14 protein-coding genes are annotated in these 14,995 nt (G+C 67.4%); 7 read left to right on the top strand and 7 right to left on the bottom strand.

Features of this window, described 5'->3' with window-relative positions; all coding sequences use genetic code 11:
- Positions 1-6: 6 nt before the first annotated feature.
- Both KEC57_RS03215 and KEC57_RS03210 read right to left on the bottom strand, forming a co-directional pair.
- Positions 7-1,758 (bottom strand): MDR family MFS transporter, encoded by a 1,752-nt coding sequence (locus KEC57_RS03215; protein ID WP_229383063.1) that lies wholly within the window; start codon positions 1,756-1,758, stop codon positions 7-9.
- Between the two features lie 187 nt (positions 1,759-1,945).
- Positions 1,946-2,665, bottom strand: a complete 720-nt coding sequence (locus KEC57_RS03210) for a YqaJ viral recombinase family protein (RefSeq protein ID WP_372456940.1) — start codon at positions 2,663-2,665, stop codon at positions 1,946-1,948.
- 493 nt (positions 2,666-3,158) lie between these two features.
- Between KEC57_RS03210 and KEC57_RS03205 the strand changes: the two genes are divergently transcribed.
- Entirely contained in the window at positions 3,159-4,148 is a 990-nt protein-coding gene (locus KEC57_RS03205) for a hypothetical protein (RefSeq protein WP_229383062.1), read from the top strand.
- Positions 4,149-4,452: 304 nt separating this feature from the next.
- The gene (locus KEC57_RS03200; protein WP_229383061.1) at positions 4,453-5,094 is read left to right on the top strand and encodes a 4a-hydroxytetrahydrobiopterin dehydratase; all 642 of its coding nucleotides are present in this window, start codon (positions 4,453-4,455) and stop codon (positions 5,092-5,094) included.
- 19 nt (positions 5,095-5,113) lie between these two features.
- Here KEC57_RS03200 and KEC57_RS03195 read toward each other — a convergent pair whose 3' ends face one another.
- Entirely contained in the window at positions 5,114-5,512 is a 399-nt protein-coding gene (locus tag KEC57_RS03195; protein WP_229383056.1) for a GlcG/HbpS family heme-binding protein, read from the bottom strand.
- Positions 5,513-5,600: 88 nt separating this feature from the next.
- Positions 5,601-6,818 (bottom strand): formaldehyde dehydrogenase, glutathione-independent, encoded by a 1,218-nt coding sequence (gene fdhA / locus KEC57_RS03190; protein ID WP_229383054.1) that lies wholly within the window; start codon positions 6,816-6,818, stop codon positions 5,601-5,603.
- 372 nt (positions 6,819-7,190) lie between these two features.
- On the opposite strand from fdhA, the gene rplJ reads away from it, so the two are divergent.
- Both rplJ and rplL read left to right on the top strand, forming a co-directional pair.
- On the top strand, positions 7,191-7,679 hold the full coding sequence (rplJ, locus tag KEC57_RS03185) for a 50S ribosomal protein L10 (RefSeq protein WP_229383052.1): 489 nt from the start codon (positions 7,191-7,193) through the stop codon (positions 7,677-7,679).
- A gap of 47 nt (positions 7,680-7,726) precedes the next feature.
- Positions 7,727-8,107, top strand: coding sequence for a 50S ribosomal protein L7/L12 (gene rplL, locus KEC57_RS03180; RefSeq protein ID WP_229383051.1), 381 nt, complete (start codon positions 7,727-7,729; stop codon positions 8,105-8,107).
- A 75-nt stretch (positions 8,108-8,182) separates the two neighbouring features.
- Here the strand turns inward: rplL and KEC57_RS03175 are convergent, their stop codons facing one another.
- Positions 8,183-9,229 (bottom strand): LacI family DNA-binding transcriptional regulator, encoded by a 1,047-nt coding sequence (locus KEC57_RS03175; protein ID WP_229383050.1) that lies wholly within the window; start codon positions 9,227-9,229, stop codon positions 8,183-8,185.
- 245 nt (positions 9,230-9,474) lie between these two features.
- Here KEC57_RS03175 and KEC57_RS03170 point away from each other — a divergent pair, with 245 nt between their 5' ends.
- From KEC57_RS03170 to KEC57_RS03160, 3 genes are all read left to right on the top strand, one after another.
- Entirely contained in the window at positions 9,475-10,818 is a 1,344-nt protein-coding gene (locus tag KEC57_RS03170) for an ABC transporter substrate-binding protein (RefSeq protein ID WP_229383049.1), read from the top strand.
- Between the two features lie 96 nt (positions 10,819-10,914).
- Entirely contained in the window at positions 10,915-12,255 is a 1,341-nt protein-coding gene (locus tag KEC57_RS03165) for a carbohydrate ABC transporter permease (protein WP_229383048.1), read from the top strand.
- The gene (locus KEC57_RS03160) at positions 12,255-13,232 is read left to right on the top strand and encodes a carbohydrate ABC transporter permease (protein ID WP_229383047.1); all 978 of its coding nucleotides are present in this window, start codon (positions 12,255-12,257) and stop codon (positions 13,230-13,232) included. The genes KEC57_RS03165 and KEC57_RS03160 overlap by 1 nt, the downstream gene beginning before the upstream one ends.
- Before the next feature lie 89 nt (positions 13,233-13,321).
- On the opposite strand, the gene KEC57_RS03155 is transcribed toward KEC57_RS03160, so the two are convergent.
- Entirely contained in the window at positions 13,322-13,996 is a 675-nt protein-coding gene (locus KEC57_RS03155) for a DUF305 domain-containing protein (RefSeq protein WP_372456939.1), read from the bottom strand.
- A 6-nt stretch (positions 13,997-14,002) separates the two neighbouring features.
- Positions 14,003-14,722 carry a DUF3105 domain-containing protein gene (locus tag KEC57_RS03150; RefSeq protein ID WP_229383046.1) on the bottom strand — a complete coding sequence of 240 codons (720 nt, stop codon included), beginning with the start codon at positions 14,720-14,722 and terminating at the stop codon, positions 14,003-14,005.
- Positions 14,723-14,995: the final 273 nt, after the last annotated feature.

The following is a 14,995-nucleotide window of genomic DNA, read 5'->3' as shown; positions in this document are numbered from 1 at the left end:
TCGACATTAGCGCCGAGTGACGGATGCCTCGTCGGCCCGCTCGTCGAGCGGAGCCTCTGACAGGCGGGGGCCAGCCTCGTCGGCCCGCTCGTCGAGCGCCGTCGGCACCGTCCCGGTCGCCGACAGGGCGCTCATGCCCTCGGCGGTCGAGACCGTCGCGAAGTCGGCCTCGCTCGCGGCGACGCGCTCGCTCGTGGTCATGCGGGTGAGCGGCACGTTCGGCAGGAAGATGATCGCGATGAGGCTGATCACGGCGACGGGCACCGCGATCAGGAACGACTGCGCGATGGCCTGCGCGTAGATGTCCTCGATGATCACGCGGATGCCGTCCGGGAGGGTCGACACCTGCGGAAGCGTGCCGGACTGCAGCTGTGCGCCCAGTGCGGCGCCCTTTTCGCCGAGCGCGGCGAGTGCTGCTGCGATGTCGGCCTGGCGATCCACGAACAGGTTCGTTGCGGAGGTCGCGAGGGCGGCGCCCATGACGGATACTCCGATCGTGCCGCCGAGGCTGCGGAAGAAGGTGACTCCCGAGCTCGCGACGCCCATCTCGGACGGCTTCGCGGTGTTCTGCACGATGAGGACGAGGTTCTGCATGGTCATGCCGACGCCCGCGCCGAGCAGGAACATGTAGAGCGAGACCAGCGCGAAGTTGGTGTCGTAGTGGATCGTCGACAGCATGACGGAGCCGGCGATGAGCAGCACGCCGCCCAGGATGAGGAACGGCTTCCAACGCCCGTAGCGCGTGATCAGACCGCCGATGACGATGGACGAGAGCAGCAGCCCGCCGATCATCGGGATCGTCATGATGCCGGCTTCGGTCGGGGTCGCGCCGCGGGCCATCTGCATGTACTGGCTGAGGAACACCGAGGTGCCGAACATCGCGATGCCGGTGGCGATCGAGGCGATCACCGCAAGGGTGAACGTGCGGTTCTTGAACATCGTGAGGGGGACGAGCGGCTCCTTCGAGCGCAGCTCGGTGATGACGAACAGCACGATGCCCAGCAGTGCGCCGCCGACCATGAGGATCGTCTCGAGGCTCCACCAGTCGAAGGAGCTGCCGGCGAGGCTGACCCAGATCAGCAGGAGCGACACCGACACCGAAAGCAGGACGATTCCGAGGTAGTCGATGCGTGCCTTCTGCTTCGGGCGTGCCGGCAGATGCAGCGTCCGCTGCATGATGATCAGCGCGACGACGGCGACGGGGATCGCGACGAAGAAGTTCCAGCGCCAGCCCAGCGCGTCGGTGATGACGCCGCCGAGGAGGGGCCCGCCGACCGTGGCGACGGCCATGACCGCACCGAACAGGCCCATGTACCGGCCGCGCTCTCGCGGGCTGATGATGTCGGCCATGATGACCTGGCTGAGGGCGGCGAGACCGCCCGCGCCGATGCCCTGCACAGCGCGGAAGGCGATGAGCATCTCCGGGCTCTGCGAGAAGCCGGCGGCCGCGGTGGCGAGCACGAAGATCACGATCGCGAGCTGGATGAGCAGCTTGCGGTTGAACAGGTCCGCGAGCTTGCCCCAGATCGGGGTGGAGATCGCGGTGGTGAGCAGGGTCGCGGTGATGACCCATGTGAAGGCAGCCTGGTCGCCGTCGAGGTCGTGGACGATGACGGGCAGCGAGGTCGAGACGACGGTCGACGCGAGCATCGAGACGAACATGCCGAGCAGGAGGCCGCTGAGCGCGCGCAGCACGCGACGGTGCTGAAGCTGTTGTTCGGGGGTGGCGACGGGCTTCGCCGCAGTGGACCTGGCCATGTGTGTCCTTAAGGATTCAGGAGGGCGCGGCGACGGTGGCGCGAGAGAAAGTGGTTGACGAAGGTCAACAGTTGAGCGGAGTCAACTATATACCTAATGGTTGACATGCGTCAACTATTCCCGGGGGTTCACTCCGCGAGCGGGCATGCGGACGCATGCCTCGCCCCGAGGCGGCGCGCACGTGACGTCAGTCGGCGAGGGCGAGGGCGAGGGCGCGATAAGGCTGACGGGATGCCGGAGGCTGCGGCATCCGCTCGTCCGTGCGAGGCGGGACCTCACGCCCGGTGGTGCGACGGTACAGCTCGTCGATGAGCGCGGTCGCGAGATGCACGAGCTTGTCGATCTCGGTCTGGTCGCGGTCGATCCACACGCATCGGGGCTCGTCGCCGATGGGGACGAAATCGTCGTGCTGCTCCCATGCGACGAGCGTGCGCTCCGCGCCGAGCACGTGCTGCTGCCACCACACCTGCCGGAGGTACGTGCGCGGGACGCTGCGCCATGCCTTGTTCGTCGTCTTGATCTCGGCGAGCGTGACGCGTCCGGCCGTGTCCACGGCGATCCCGTCCGGGGTGGCGAGATGGCGCTTCTCGACCACGGCGTGGAAGAGGGCGGACGAGGGCTGGATGCCGTGGGTGGCGGCCACCCACGCGGCGATCTCGGGCTCGCGGGCTCGCCCGTGCGCCGTGAAGGCGTTGCCCGAGAAGCCCGAGCCCATCAGCTTGGCGTCCGCCGCACGCGCGATCGAGCGCTCCGAGGTCAGCGTCGCGACATCCGTCGCGGTGATCCCGCGCGAGCGCGCGCGCACCCAGGCCACCCGGTCGCGGGAGTCCGCGACCACCCGTGCTGCCAGCTCCGGCGCCCGCGTCGCGAACTCCGACGAGCGGGCTGTCGCGGGTTCGAGGATCACCCTTCGAGGCTACGCCGCCACCGCGACATCCGCCGTTCGCGACGCACCGAGCGAACCGCCCTGCGCGGTCCAAGCCCGAGTTGTGCGAGCCGCCGTGCTCGTGGGGGCTTCGTGGCACTCACGCACCTTCCTGTTCTCAAGCCTGTTCACTTCATGCGCACTCACCGAACGAACACGTTGTATGCGCGCCGATCGCGTGTTCTCGACGACAGCACATGAAGCGAACGTGCGTGGCTCGTGGTCGCGCGCGAGCCCCTGGAGCCCGGCCCCGTACTTGCATCCGCATCCGTATCTGCATGCGGTCGCGGTGACTACCTGTTCGGTGGCGGGACGGGCGGGGTACGGATGTGGACGGGTGCGCATCTCCGTCGCACGGTTCCCGTCGAGTCATCCGCTCCTCCACGGGTCGGCGGGAACTGCCGAATCGCGTGGCTCTCCCCAGATCGCCCCGACAGCTCGGTGCCGAGCGCACATGTCCGCGACGCTGGCATGCATGTCGCGTCACATCACGTTCATCGAGGCGCAGCAGGCCGTCAGCACTCGGGCCCAACTGCTCGGCTCAGGGCTGCTCCCGCGAGATATCGCGAGGGCGGTCGACGCGGGCGAGCTGCGGAGGCTGCAGCGAAACCGCTACGTGCGCGACGAGCTGTGGAGTGGACTCTGGCCAGAGTCGCGTCATCGCATCGAGGTGAGTGCTGCCCTCGGCGAGATGAGGGACGGTGGAGGCACAGCGTCATACGACTCGGCCGGTGTGCTCTGGGACTTCCCGCTGTACCGGCATATGCCCGTCGCGGTTCATATGAGCATGTCTCCGCGCGAGCGCATGTCAAGCCGCCCAGGTCTGCGGCGACATGCCGAGGCGCTTGCGGATGCCGATATCGCGACGCTCTTCGGCGTGCGTTGCACGACCGCCGAGCGGACCATCTTCGACCTTGTGCGCACGCTCGGTCCCGAGGCCGCGGTCGCGGTGGCGGATGCAGGCCTCCGCCAGACTGCGATGCGCGGGGATACCTACGATATCGATGGCGCGGAGGAGTGGAGGCAACGGATGCTCGATCGGTGCGCGCGTGCGGCAGGAAAGCGCGGAATCCGTCAGGCGATCGAGACGATCACCTTCGCCGATGGGCGGGCTGACCTGCCGGGCGAGAGCGTCGGTCGTCTGCAGCTTTCAAGACTCGGCTTCCGGCACCTGCTGCCGCAGGTGCCGGCGCGCGGTCCGAGCGGTGAGGAGTATCGCGTCGACATCGGTATCGAAGATGCACGCACGTTCTTCGAGTACGACGGCGTCGGCAAGTATCTCGACGCGGCGATGCGCACAGGCCGGACGATCGAGCAGGTGATGCTCGATGAGAAGCGCCGTGAGGATTGGATTCGCGGCACGACGCAGTGGCGTTTCGTTCGAGTCGGGAGCCCGCACATCCGCACGGCGGCCGCGTTGGCATCGAGGCTCGCTGCGTTCGGGGTGACTCTGCCGGGACGGTGACCGCCGGCATCCAGCGCCCATCCGCCTTCGAGCCCGAGGCGACGACCTCGTTCCATGGACTCGTGCCCGGCCTACACGTCGTTCGGATCGTCAAACTTCATGTGCTCTCACCGAATGCACATCTCGTGATCGATCGGGCCATGTGGTCTCGGTGAGAGCACATGAAGTGGGTGAGAGGGAGCGGTCTCGGTGAGGCACACGAAGGCGGGTGCGAGGGGAGAGGGGGAGAAAGGTCTCGTGAGTGCGCCGGGCGTCCGCGCGGAAGGGGGTTGCGCTCACCGGCTGCAGTGGCATCGTCGAGTGCATGGACACCATCACGACGAAGGAGTTCCGCGCGTTCCCGGGTGTCGAGGACTGGCGCCCGCGCGCGACGGGTGCGCTCGCGGTGTTTCGCACCGGCAGCTTCGCAACGGGCGCGCAGCTGTTCGGGGCGATCGCCGAGCTCGCCGACGCGGCAGGCCACCATCCCGACGTCGATGTCCGCTACGCCACGGTGCGCGTGCGGCTCGTCACGCACTCGGCCGGAGGCTTGACGGCGAAGGATGCCGCGATGGCCTCCCGGATCTCGGAGGCGGCACGCGAGCTCGACATCCCTGCCGAGACCGAGCGGATGCAGGAGCTCATGCTCGCGATCTCGACGCCGGACCCAGACACCCTGCTGCCGTTCTGGAAGGCGGTGACCGGGTTCGACGAGGTCGCCGAGGGCACCCTGCTGGACGCCGACGGGCGAGGTCCGCTGATCTGGTTCCAGCCGGTCGATCGTCCGCTGCGCGGCAAGTCGCATCTCGACGTCAACGCACCGCGCGATGTGATCGAGCAGCGTCTGGAGGCGGCGCTCGCCGCCGGCGGCATGATCGCCGATGACAGTCACGCGCCGAAGTGGTGGACCCTCGCCGATGCCGACGGACACAAGGTCGACCTCTGTCCGTGGCGCGGCCCGGCCTGATCGCCGGGAGAGGCAGCGCTCAGAACGCGTCGGCGCCGGCTTCGGCGACGGTCTGGTCCTGCTCGCCCGAGCCGCCGCTGACACCGACCGCGCCGACGACGACGCCGTCGCGCGAGAGCGGCACGCCGCCGGCGAAGATGGCGACCTTGCCCCCGTTCGTGGCATGGATGCCGTAGAACTGCTGGTTCGGCTGGGCGTTGTCGCCGAGATCCTTCGTCTGGATGTCGAAGGCCTTGGACGTCCACGCCTTGTTGATCGAGATGTTGACGCTCCCGATCCACGCGCCGTCCTGCCGGACGTGTGCGACGAGATTGCCCCCGCTGTCGACGACGGCGATGTTCATGGGCTGGCCGATCTCATCGGCTCGCTTCTCGGCGGCGGCGATGACCCGGCGGGCATCTTCGAGGGTGACGGACATGACGGTTCCTTTCGTGATGGACATGCGACGCAGGAGGACGACGGGCATCGACAGCCCGACGGATGCCGCGGGCTGCGGCATCCGGTCGTCACGCGGTGATGTAGCCGTTCGGGTTGAGCACGTACTTCTTCGCGGCGCCCTTGTCGAAGTCGGCATAGCCCTGGGGGGCGTCTTCGAGCGAGATCGGCGTGGCGTGGACGGCGCGCGCGATCTGCACCTTGTCGTGCAGGATCGCCATCATCAGCTGCCGGTTGTAGCGCATCACCGGGCATTGGCCGGTCGTGAACGACAGCGACTTCGCCCAGCCGAGGCCCAGCCGCAGCGACAGGGAGCCCGTCTTGGCTGCTTCGTCGACGCCGCCCGGGTCGCCGGTGACGTACAGCCCCGGGATGCCGAGCGCGCCGCCGGCGGCGGTGAGGCTCATGAGGGAGTTGAGCACCGTGGCAGGGGCCTCGTGCGAGGCATCCGCTCCGTGCCCGCGCGCTTCGAAGCCGACCGCGTCCACGCCGCAGTCGACTTCGGGCACGCCCAGGATCTGCTCGATCTGGTCCTGCGGGTCGCCCTGAGAGACGTCGACGGTCTCGCAGCCGAAGGATCGCGCCTGGGCCAGGCGCTCCTCGTTGAGATCGCCGACGATCACGACGGCGGCTCCCAGCAGCTGCGCGCCGACGGCCGCGGCGAGTCCGACGGGACCGGCTCCGGCGATGTACACCGTCGAGCCCGGACGCACGCCGGCGGTGTAGGCGCCGTGGAACCCGGTGGGGAAGATGTCGGAGAGCATCGTGAGGTCGAGGATCTTCTCGAGCGCCTGGTCGCGGTCGGGGAACTTCAACAGGTTCCAGTCCGCATAGGGAACCAGTACGTACTCGGCCTGGCCGCCCACCCAGCCGCCCATGTCGACATAGCCGTAGGCGCTGCCGGGGCGGTCGGGATTGACGTTCAGACAGATCCCGGTCTTTCCCTCCTTGCAGTTGCGGCATCGACCGCACGCGATGTTGAACGGGACCGACACGATGTCGCCGACGGCGATGAACTCGACATCGGGTCCCACCTCGACCACCTCGCCGGTGATCTCGTGTCCGAGCACGAGTCCCGCGGGGGCGGTCGTGCGCCCTCGCACCATGTGCTGGTCCGAGCCGCAGATGTTCGTGCTGACTGTCCGCAGGATCGCGCCGTGCGGCACCTGTCTGCCCACGTTCGCCGGGTTGACCCCGGGGCCGTCCTTCAGCTCGAACTCGGGGTAGTCGGTGTCGATGACCTCGACCTCTCCCGGACCCTTGTAGGCAACAGCCCTGTTCGCAGACATCGTCGTCCTCTCCGTCGCCCGACGGCATCGTCGCGCGACTTCGTCCTGGGTAGGCTTGATGCGAGCCTGTACCAGGGCGACGCCGCGCGCAACGGGTGCGGATGACTCCCCTCGATTTGGCTGGACGCCGGGCATCACGTACTCTTGTCGAAGCCAAAGACCGCCGGTCATCGACGTGCGCGCAAGCGCACGGGATCGAAGCACTGCATCGCAGGGGCCCGCGCAGGTGTCACGAAAGATTCTTCCGGATTCGGGAATCCAGCTCCGTGCGCTTGCGCCGGAGCTTTTTTGTTTGCCGTGTCGAGCAGATGAGCGGATGCCGAGGCCGGCGCCCCGCCATCGCGGAGCGTCTCATACACACAAGGAGTGACCATGGCGCAGAAGGATGCATCGGTCGCCGAGCTCACGAAGAACTTCGAGAACTCGAACGCCGTTCTGCTGACCGAGTACCGCGGTCTGACGGTTGCCCAGCTCAAGCAGCTGCGCAACAGCATCCGTCAGGACGCGGAATACGCCGTGGTGAAGAACACGCTGACCAAGATCGCCGCGAACAACGCGGGGATCTCTGCGTTGGACGAGGACCTCAAGGGTCCGTCGGCCATCGCTTTCGTGCACGGCGACTTCGTCGCCACTGCGAAGGCTCTGCGTGACTTCGCCAAGGCCAACCCGCTTCTCGTGATCAAGGGCGGCGTTTTCGAGGGCAACTCCCTCAGCGCCGACGAGGTCAACAAGTACGCCTCGCTCGAGAGCCGTGAGGTTCTGCTGGCGAAGGCTGCGGGCATGATGAAGGCGACGATGGGCAAGGCTGCCGCGACCATCGACGCGCTTCGCGAAAAGCTGGAGACCGCCGAGGCCGCGTAAGCGACCGGCGATCTTTCTCACAACCCCATCAATCTAGGAGATACATCATGGCGAAGCTCACCACTGAGGAACTGCTGCAGCAGTTCGCCGACCTCACCCTCGTCGAGCTCAGCGAGTTCGTGAAGGCGTTCGAGGAGAAGTTCGACGTCACCGCTGCTGCTCCCGTCGCCGCTGCCGGCGCCGGCGGCGGCGCCGCTGCAGAAGAGGTCGAGGAGAAGGACTCCTTCGACGTCATCCTCGAGGCTGCCGGCGACAAGAAGATCCAGGTCATCAAGACGGTCCGCGAGCTCACCTCGCTCGGACTGGGCGAGGCCAAGGCTGTCGTCGACGGTGCTCCCAAGGCCGTCCTCGAAGGCGCCAACAAGGAAGCCGCCGAGAAGGCCAAGGCCGCTCTCGAAGAGGCCGGCGCGACGGTTACCCTCAAGTAATCTCGCTCTTCCTTTCGAAGGCCCCGGATGCTCGCATCCGGGGCCTTCGTCGTTCTCCGCGACACGCGTGCGGCATCACCCGCCGTGCGACGTCACCCCGATGATCGCCGAGGCCTCGGCATCGATCGCGGCGGTGGAGTTGCGCATGACGAGCGGTGACGCCTCGTAGATGCGGTGCGTCGGAGCATCGGGGTCGTCGAGCTGCCACATCAGCAGCTGCACCGCGGCCCGGCCCTGCTGGCGCGGACGCTGCTGAAGTGTGGTGAGCGAGAACATGTCGGCGTGCGCGTGATCGTCGATGCCGACCACGCTCACGCGCTCGGGAACGCGGATCCCCAGGCGCCTGGCCGCGATGATCGCCCCGATCGCGACCTCGTCGCACACTCCCACGATCGCGGACGGCCGGGTGCGACGATCGCTCAGGAGCTCGACCGCCGCACCATAGCCGCCGGGCATCGTCACCTCGGAGTGCACGTGGCGAGCGGATGCCTCGAGTCCCGCCCGGCGCATCGCAGCGCGGTAGCCGTCATGGCGACGCCCGTCGCCGAAGCTCGTGTGGCGACCGTCCGGATCGCCGCCGAGGAAGACGATCGAGCGGTGTCCGAGCTCGAGGAGATGATCCGTTGCGATGCGGCCCGCCGCCTCGTCGTCGATCGAGACCGCGTTCGTGCCGATGTCGTAGCCGCCGACGCTCACCACCGGCTTGCCGAAGGCGACCAGGCGTTCGAGCTCGTGCGCGTTCGGCTCGATCCCCACCGCGATCAGCCCGTCGAACCTCTTGCGCGCGAGGAAGTGCCCGAACATCTCGCGCCGTGCACCCGACTCCGGGGGAGCGCCGTACAGCGCGAGGTCGTAGCGGCGGTCCAGGAGCGCATCCTGGATGCCCTCGAGCACCTGGGCGAAGAACCAGCGGTCGAGCGACGGCATCACCACCCCGACGGTCTGGGTCCGGCCGGTCACCAGGCTGACGGCGCTCGTCGTGGCGACGTATCCCAGCGCGGCCGCGGCATCCTGTACCCGTGTGCGAGTGGAGGGCGAGACGTAGCCGGCTCCCGTGAGCGCTCGCGAGGCCGTCGACTTCGACACCCCGGCCGCTCGGGCCACATCGGCGATCCCCGCCATCGGGTCCTCCGCTCGCTCTCGCGGGACATCGGCGTCGCACGAGATCCTGGAACCGGTTCCAGCGCCTATTGTGCCGCGTCGCCCGCCCGTGTGCCAGCGCTGATGCCGTGTTTATCGAGTTGTGATCCTGGGCGATTGTGCCGCTCCCGCGCATCGCCTAGCGTGAGCATGGAATCGGTTCCCGATCTCGCACGTGCGGAGTCCGAGGACGGTTGCTCCGCGAACTCAATGAGGAGGCAGAGAAGATGACTGCACTGCGATCGCGCGGTCGGCGCGGCTACATCGCCCTGGGAGTCGCGACCATCGCGGCCCTCGCACTCGCCGGATGCGCCGAAGGCGGAGGCGACGACGACAGCGACGACGGCTCGCTCGAGGGTGAGACCGTCGAGATCTCGGGCGGCATCACCGGCTCTGAGGCAGACAATCTGCAGAAGTCGTTCGACGCGTTCACCGCCGACACCGGCGTCGAAGTCGTCTACACCGGCGACAAGGGCTTCGAGGGCAACATCGTGACGAAGGTCGCCGGCGGCTCGGCGCCCGACATCGCGATCGTGCCGCAGCCCGGTCTGTTTCGTTCGCTCGTCGATACCGGAGAGGTGCAGGCGGGCACCGACGAGGTCGCCGCCAACGTCGATGAGTACTGGGCTCCGTCGTGGAAGGAGTACGGCTCGGTCGACGGCACGTTCTACGCCGCCCCCATGCTGGCGAACGTCAAGGGGTACATCTACTACTCTCCGGCGAGCTTCGAGGAGTGGGGTGTGGAGATCCCCACGACGTGGGAGGAGCTGCTCGAGCTCACCGCGACGATCCAGGAGAAGACCGGCGAGCCGCCGTGGTGCGCCGGATTCTCCTCCGAAGCCGCGTCCGGATGGCCGGGCACGGACTGGATCGAAGACCTCGTGCTTCGTCAGTCCGGTGCCGACGTGTACAACAGCTGGGCGGCCGGCGACGTCCCGTTCACCGACCCCGACATCGAGTCGGCGTTCGACGAGGTCGCGAAGATCCTGCTGGACCCGCAGTACGTCAATGCCGGATTCGGCGATGTGGCGAGCATCAACTCCACAGCGTTCGGAGACCCGATCGCCGCCGCCGTCGCGAACGGCACCTGCGCACTGACGCACCAGGCGTCGTTCCTCACCGCGAACTTCCTCGCGGTCCAGACAGCGGAGGGCGCCACGCCCGACGTCGCCGAGGACGGCGACGTGTACGCGTTCCTCATGCCCGGATTCGAGGGTGAGCCGTTCTCGGTGTCCGGCGGAGGCGAGTTCGTCACCGTCTTCTCGGACGACGCAGCGACACAGGCCGTTGCGGAGTACATGTCGACGCCGGAATGGGCCGACGCCCGCGTGTCGCTCGGAGGCGCCATCTCGGCGAACTCCGGTGCCGACCCGTCGCTCGCGTCGAGCAAGTTCCTGACCGATGCGATGACGATCGTGCAGGACCCCGAGACGGTGTTCGGCTACGACGCATCCGACCTGATGCCCGCGACGGTCGGGTCGGGATCCTTCTGGCGCGGCATGGTCGACTGGATCGACGGCAAGCCGACGCCTCAGGTCCTCAGCGACATCCAGGCAGGTTACGAGAACTGACGCATCGCACCCGGATGTCGGGTCTGCGCGCTCGCCGCGCGGACCCGGCACCCGGGTGACGGCATCCGTCGACGACGACGGAGGAAGGCGCACTCCATGTCTCAAACGGCAACCTCGGCGGATCAGGCGCAGAGCACACCCCCGACGCCCTCGACGAAGAAGAAACAGCCCTCGCGCGCGACGACGCGCATCGTGGTGACGATCGGGTTCATCCTGATCGCGGCGCTCGTCATCTTCCTGTTCCTCAGCCCGCCGGCCCCGGATGCACGGCCGACATCGCTGGGGTTCTCGTTCAACTCGTTCTTCCAATGGATCGGCAATATGGGGCCGATCGTGCAGATCCCGATCGTCCTCGTGCTCTTCGGGGTGGTCGTCGGGATCCTGCTGCTGCTCATCGAGTACGCGCCCCGGAAGGGCGCGGGCTACTTCTGGCTGCGACTGATCTCGTGCTTCGCGATCCCGGTGCTCGCGTTCATGATGCTGCGGCCCTACCAGAACGCCGTCATCTACGTTCTCCTCATCGCACTCATCGCCGGCGGCCTGCTCTTCTACGCCGACCTCCGGGCGCGCGAGGGGGCCGGCTACCTCTACCAGTTGACGCTGTTCATGGCACCGGCCGCCATCCTGATCCTGATCGGCCTCATCTACCCCAGCATCGCGACGATCATCCAGTCGTTCTACGACAAGACCGGCGAGAACTTCGTCGGCCTGGAGAACTACGAGTGGGCCTTCACGAATCCGCAGGGCTTCTGGTCGATCATCAACACCCTGATCTGGGCGATCTTCGCCCCCATCTTCGCGACCGTCGTGGGCCTCGCATACGCCGCCTTCATGGAGCGGTCGCGCGGCGACCGGTTCCTGAAGATCCTGGTGTTCATCCCGTTCGCGATCGCACCGGTGAGCATCAGCCTGATCTGGAAGTTCGTCTACGACTACCGGCAGGGGGAGCAGATCGGAATCCTGAACGCTCTCGTCGTGGCGTTCGGCGGTGAGCCGGTCCGGTGGCTGGACGTCTGGCCCCTCGTGAACACGTTCTGCCTGCTCTTCGCATTCGTGTGGGCGCAGACGGGATTCGCGATGGTGGTGCTCTCGGCCGCGATCAAGGCGGTGCCGGCCGAGCAGATGGAGGCCGCTCAGCTCGACGGCACGACGGCGTGGCAGCGCTTCGTCAACGTGACCGTGCCGGGCATCCGCACCGCCATCGTCATCGTGCTGACGACGATCACGATCTCCTCGCTCAAGCTGTACGACATCGTGGCGGTGATGACCGGCGGCCGGTCGAACTCGACGGTGCTGGGTTTCGAGATGGTCAACCAGCAGCAGCGGTTCCAGAGCTACGGGCACGCGGCCGCGCTGGCCGTGCTCATCTTCGTCTTCGTCACACCGCTGATCATCTACAACGTCCGACAGCTCCGTAGGCAGAGGGAGGTGCGGTGATGACCGCCGTCGACTCCAAGGCGACCACGCAGATCGACAGGGCCGCCGCGCGCAGGATCGCGCGCGAGACCCGCCGCAACGAGGCCCAGGCGCAGAAGCGGCTGACGTCGCCCGTGGCGACGGTGATCGCCATCGCGATCGCGTTCCTGTGGACGATCCCGACACTCGGGCTGCTGATCACGTCCTTCCGTCCTGGGGCGGATTCGGCGACATCGGGGTGGTGGACGGTCTTCACGAACCCCGACTTCACGCTGGGGAACTACGAGGATGCCCTCACCTCGGGCGGCACCGCACTGACGCTCGGCGAGTCCTTCCTGAACTCGCTCGCGATCACGATCCCCGTCACGGTCTTCGCGCTCGCGATCGCGTCACTGGCCGCCTACGCGTTCGCGTGGATGGACTTCAAGGGCCGCGGGATGCTGTTCGTCGCCGTCTTCGCGCTGCAGATCGTGCCGATCCAGATGGCGCTGGTGCCGTTGCTGGGCCTGTTCTCACGCGGACTCGAGTTCGGCGATGTCGCGATCTTCCCGGGCCTGGAGATGCGGGAGGTCGATCACAGCTTCGCGACGATGTGGATCGCGCACGTGATGTTCGGCCTGCCGCTGGCGATCTTCCTGCTCTACAACTTCATCGCCGAGATCCCCTCGGACGTGATCGAGGCGGCGCGCGTGGACGGTGCCGGGCACGGGCAGATCTTCTTCCGGATCATTCTGCCGCTGGCGACGCCGGCGCTCGCGTCGTTCGCGATCCTCCAGTTCGTCTGGGTGTGGAACGACCTGCTGGTCGCGACGATCTTCGCTCCGTCGTCGTCGCTGCCGATGACGCAGACGCTCAACTCGCTTTCCGGGTCGTGGGGCGACCAGTGGTTCCTGGTGTCGGCGGGCGCGTTCCTGGTCCTCTTCGTGCCGCTCGTCGTTTTCCTCTCACTGCAGAGGTTCTTCGTGAGAGGCCTGATGGCGGGCGCGACGAAGGGCTGACGAACGGATGCCGGGGCTCAGCGATGCGCCGAGCCCCGGCATCCGATCAGCAGGCTCTCCGGCTGGGTCCGATCAGCGGATCTCTCGGGTCAGGCGGAGCAGCCGAGGCGGGCCTGCATCGACTGCATCGCCGCGATCTCGGCCGACTGGCCGTCCTTGATGCTCTGGGCGACCTGGAGGGCACGCGGATCGGAGCCGAGCTCGAGGAGCGCCTCCGCCATGGGGATCGCCCCCTCGTGGTGACGGATCATGAGCGCGAGGAAGAGGCAGTCGGCCTCCTGCCCGGAAGCGTCCTGGAGCGCGGCGATCTCGGCGGCCGACGCCATGCCCATCGCCACACGGGCCTCCTCGTCGGTCATCGCCTCGCCACCGGCGGTCGCGCCATGGGCGTGTCCGGCCTCGGACGCGTCCATCCACTGCATCATCGGTCCGCCGGTCTGCGACAGTCCCCACTTCACGAGCCAGTCGTACATCTCACCGCGCTGACCGGCTTGACCTGTCGCGATGTCGTACGAGAGCACCCGCAGCTGCTCGTCGTCGGTCTTGCGGTAGATCTCCATGGCCATCTCGACAGCCTGTGCGTGATGCACCTGCATGTCGCGCGAGAATCCCGCCTCCGGGGAGGCTGTGCCCGGCGCCGTGATCGTCGACTGCGCGCCGAACGTCGAGAAGCGACCGACGGCGAAGGCGAGCGCGGCGATGCCGAGCAGAACCAGCGCCACCACCCACCAGCGCCGAGAAGGCGCTGTGGACTCGCCCGACACGATGGACTACTTCTTGCCCGGTGCGTCGAGGGCGCCGGTGCAGACGGCGTTCGGCTCGGGGACCGAGGTGCTCCTCCAGAACGACGTGAGGAATTCGCCGATGCGCTCGTCGTCGGCGGAGTCCACCTTCACCTGGGCATTCCACGCGCTCACGGCGATCGGGGTGTCCATGCCCTCATAGGGGGAGAGGATCGTGTACGTCGAGGGAAGCTGGTCCTCGAGCGTCTGGATGTCCGCGTCGGTCACCTGGGCGGGGTCGTACGTGACCCACACCGCTCCGTGCTCGAGGGAGTGGACGGCGTTCTCGTTGGGTACCGACTGGGTGTAGACGCCGCAGTTGAGCCACGTCGAGTTGTGCTCGCCGCCTGCGGGCGGGGTCTGCTCGTATTCGACAGCCCCTTCCACGTGCGTCGTGATGTGGGAGAACGTCTCGAGGCCCTCGATGCTCTCGCCGTTTCCGTCGCCACGTTCGAGCGTGGGCGCCGGTGCGGGGGCGAAGACGATGGATGCCACCACGAGGCCGACGATGACGACCGCGGCCGTCGATCCGACGATCCACCACACCAGCTTGCTGCGGCGGCGCTTGGCGAGCTGCTTCTGATACTCGGCCAGCTTCTCCTGGCGCTTCTGCTCGCGCTGCTGCTTGACCGTCAGGTTGATCTCGGCCTGCTTGGCGGGATTGCCGCTTGCACGCTTGTCGGTGGGGCTCGGGGGTGTCGGGGTCATTTGATTGATCTCGGCTCGGGCGCCCGGCGCGTGGCTGTCAGCGGGGCAGGGGGTGACTGGACCGTCTCATCCTATGCGAGCGCATGGGCCTCGGGTCTGGGAAGCCACCGACAGCCGTGAGCGAGGCATGGCCGGGCCGCGGCGGCTCGGACGGGGCTTTCAGGCCTGGTCGAGGCATCCGGTACTATGGGTCTCGAATCGATTCGACGAATTCGGCAGCGCCGATCGATTCCCGCCCCTGTGCGCCTGAACCGGATTGCCGGTGTCGACGCC

The sequence above is a fragment of the Microbacterium allomyrinae genome, assembly GCF_020682705.1.
Taxonomy (GTDB): Bacteria; Actinomycetota; Actinomycetes; order Actinomycetales; family Microbacteriaceae; genus Microbacterium; species Microbacterium allomyrinae.
Note: the sequence above shows the minus strand (reverse complement) of the source record. Positions and strands in the feature narration are given on the sequence as shown.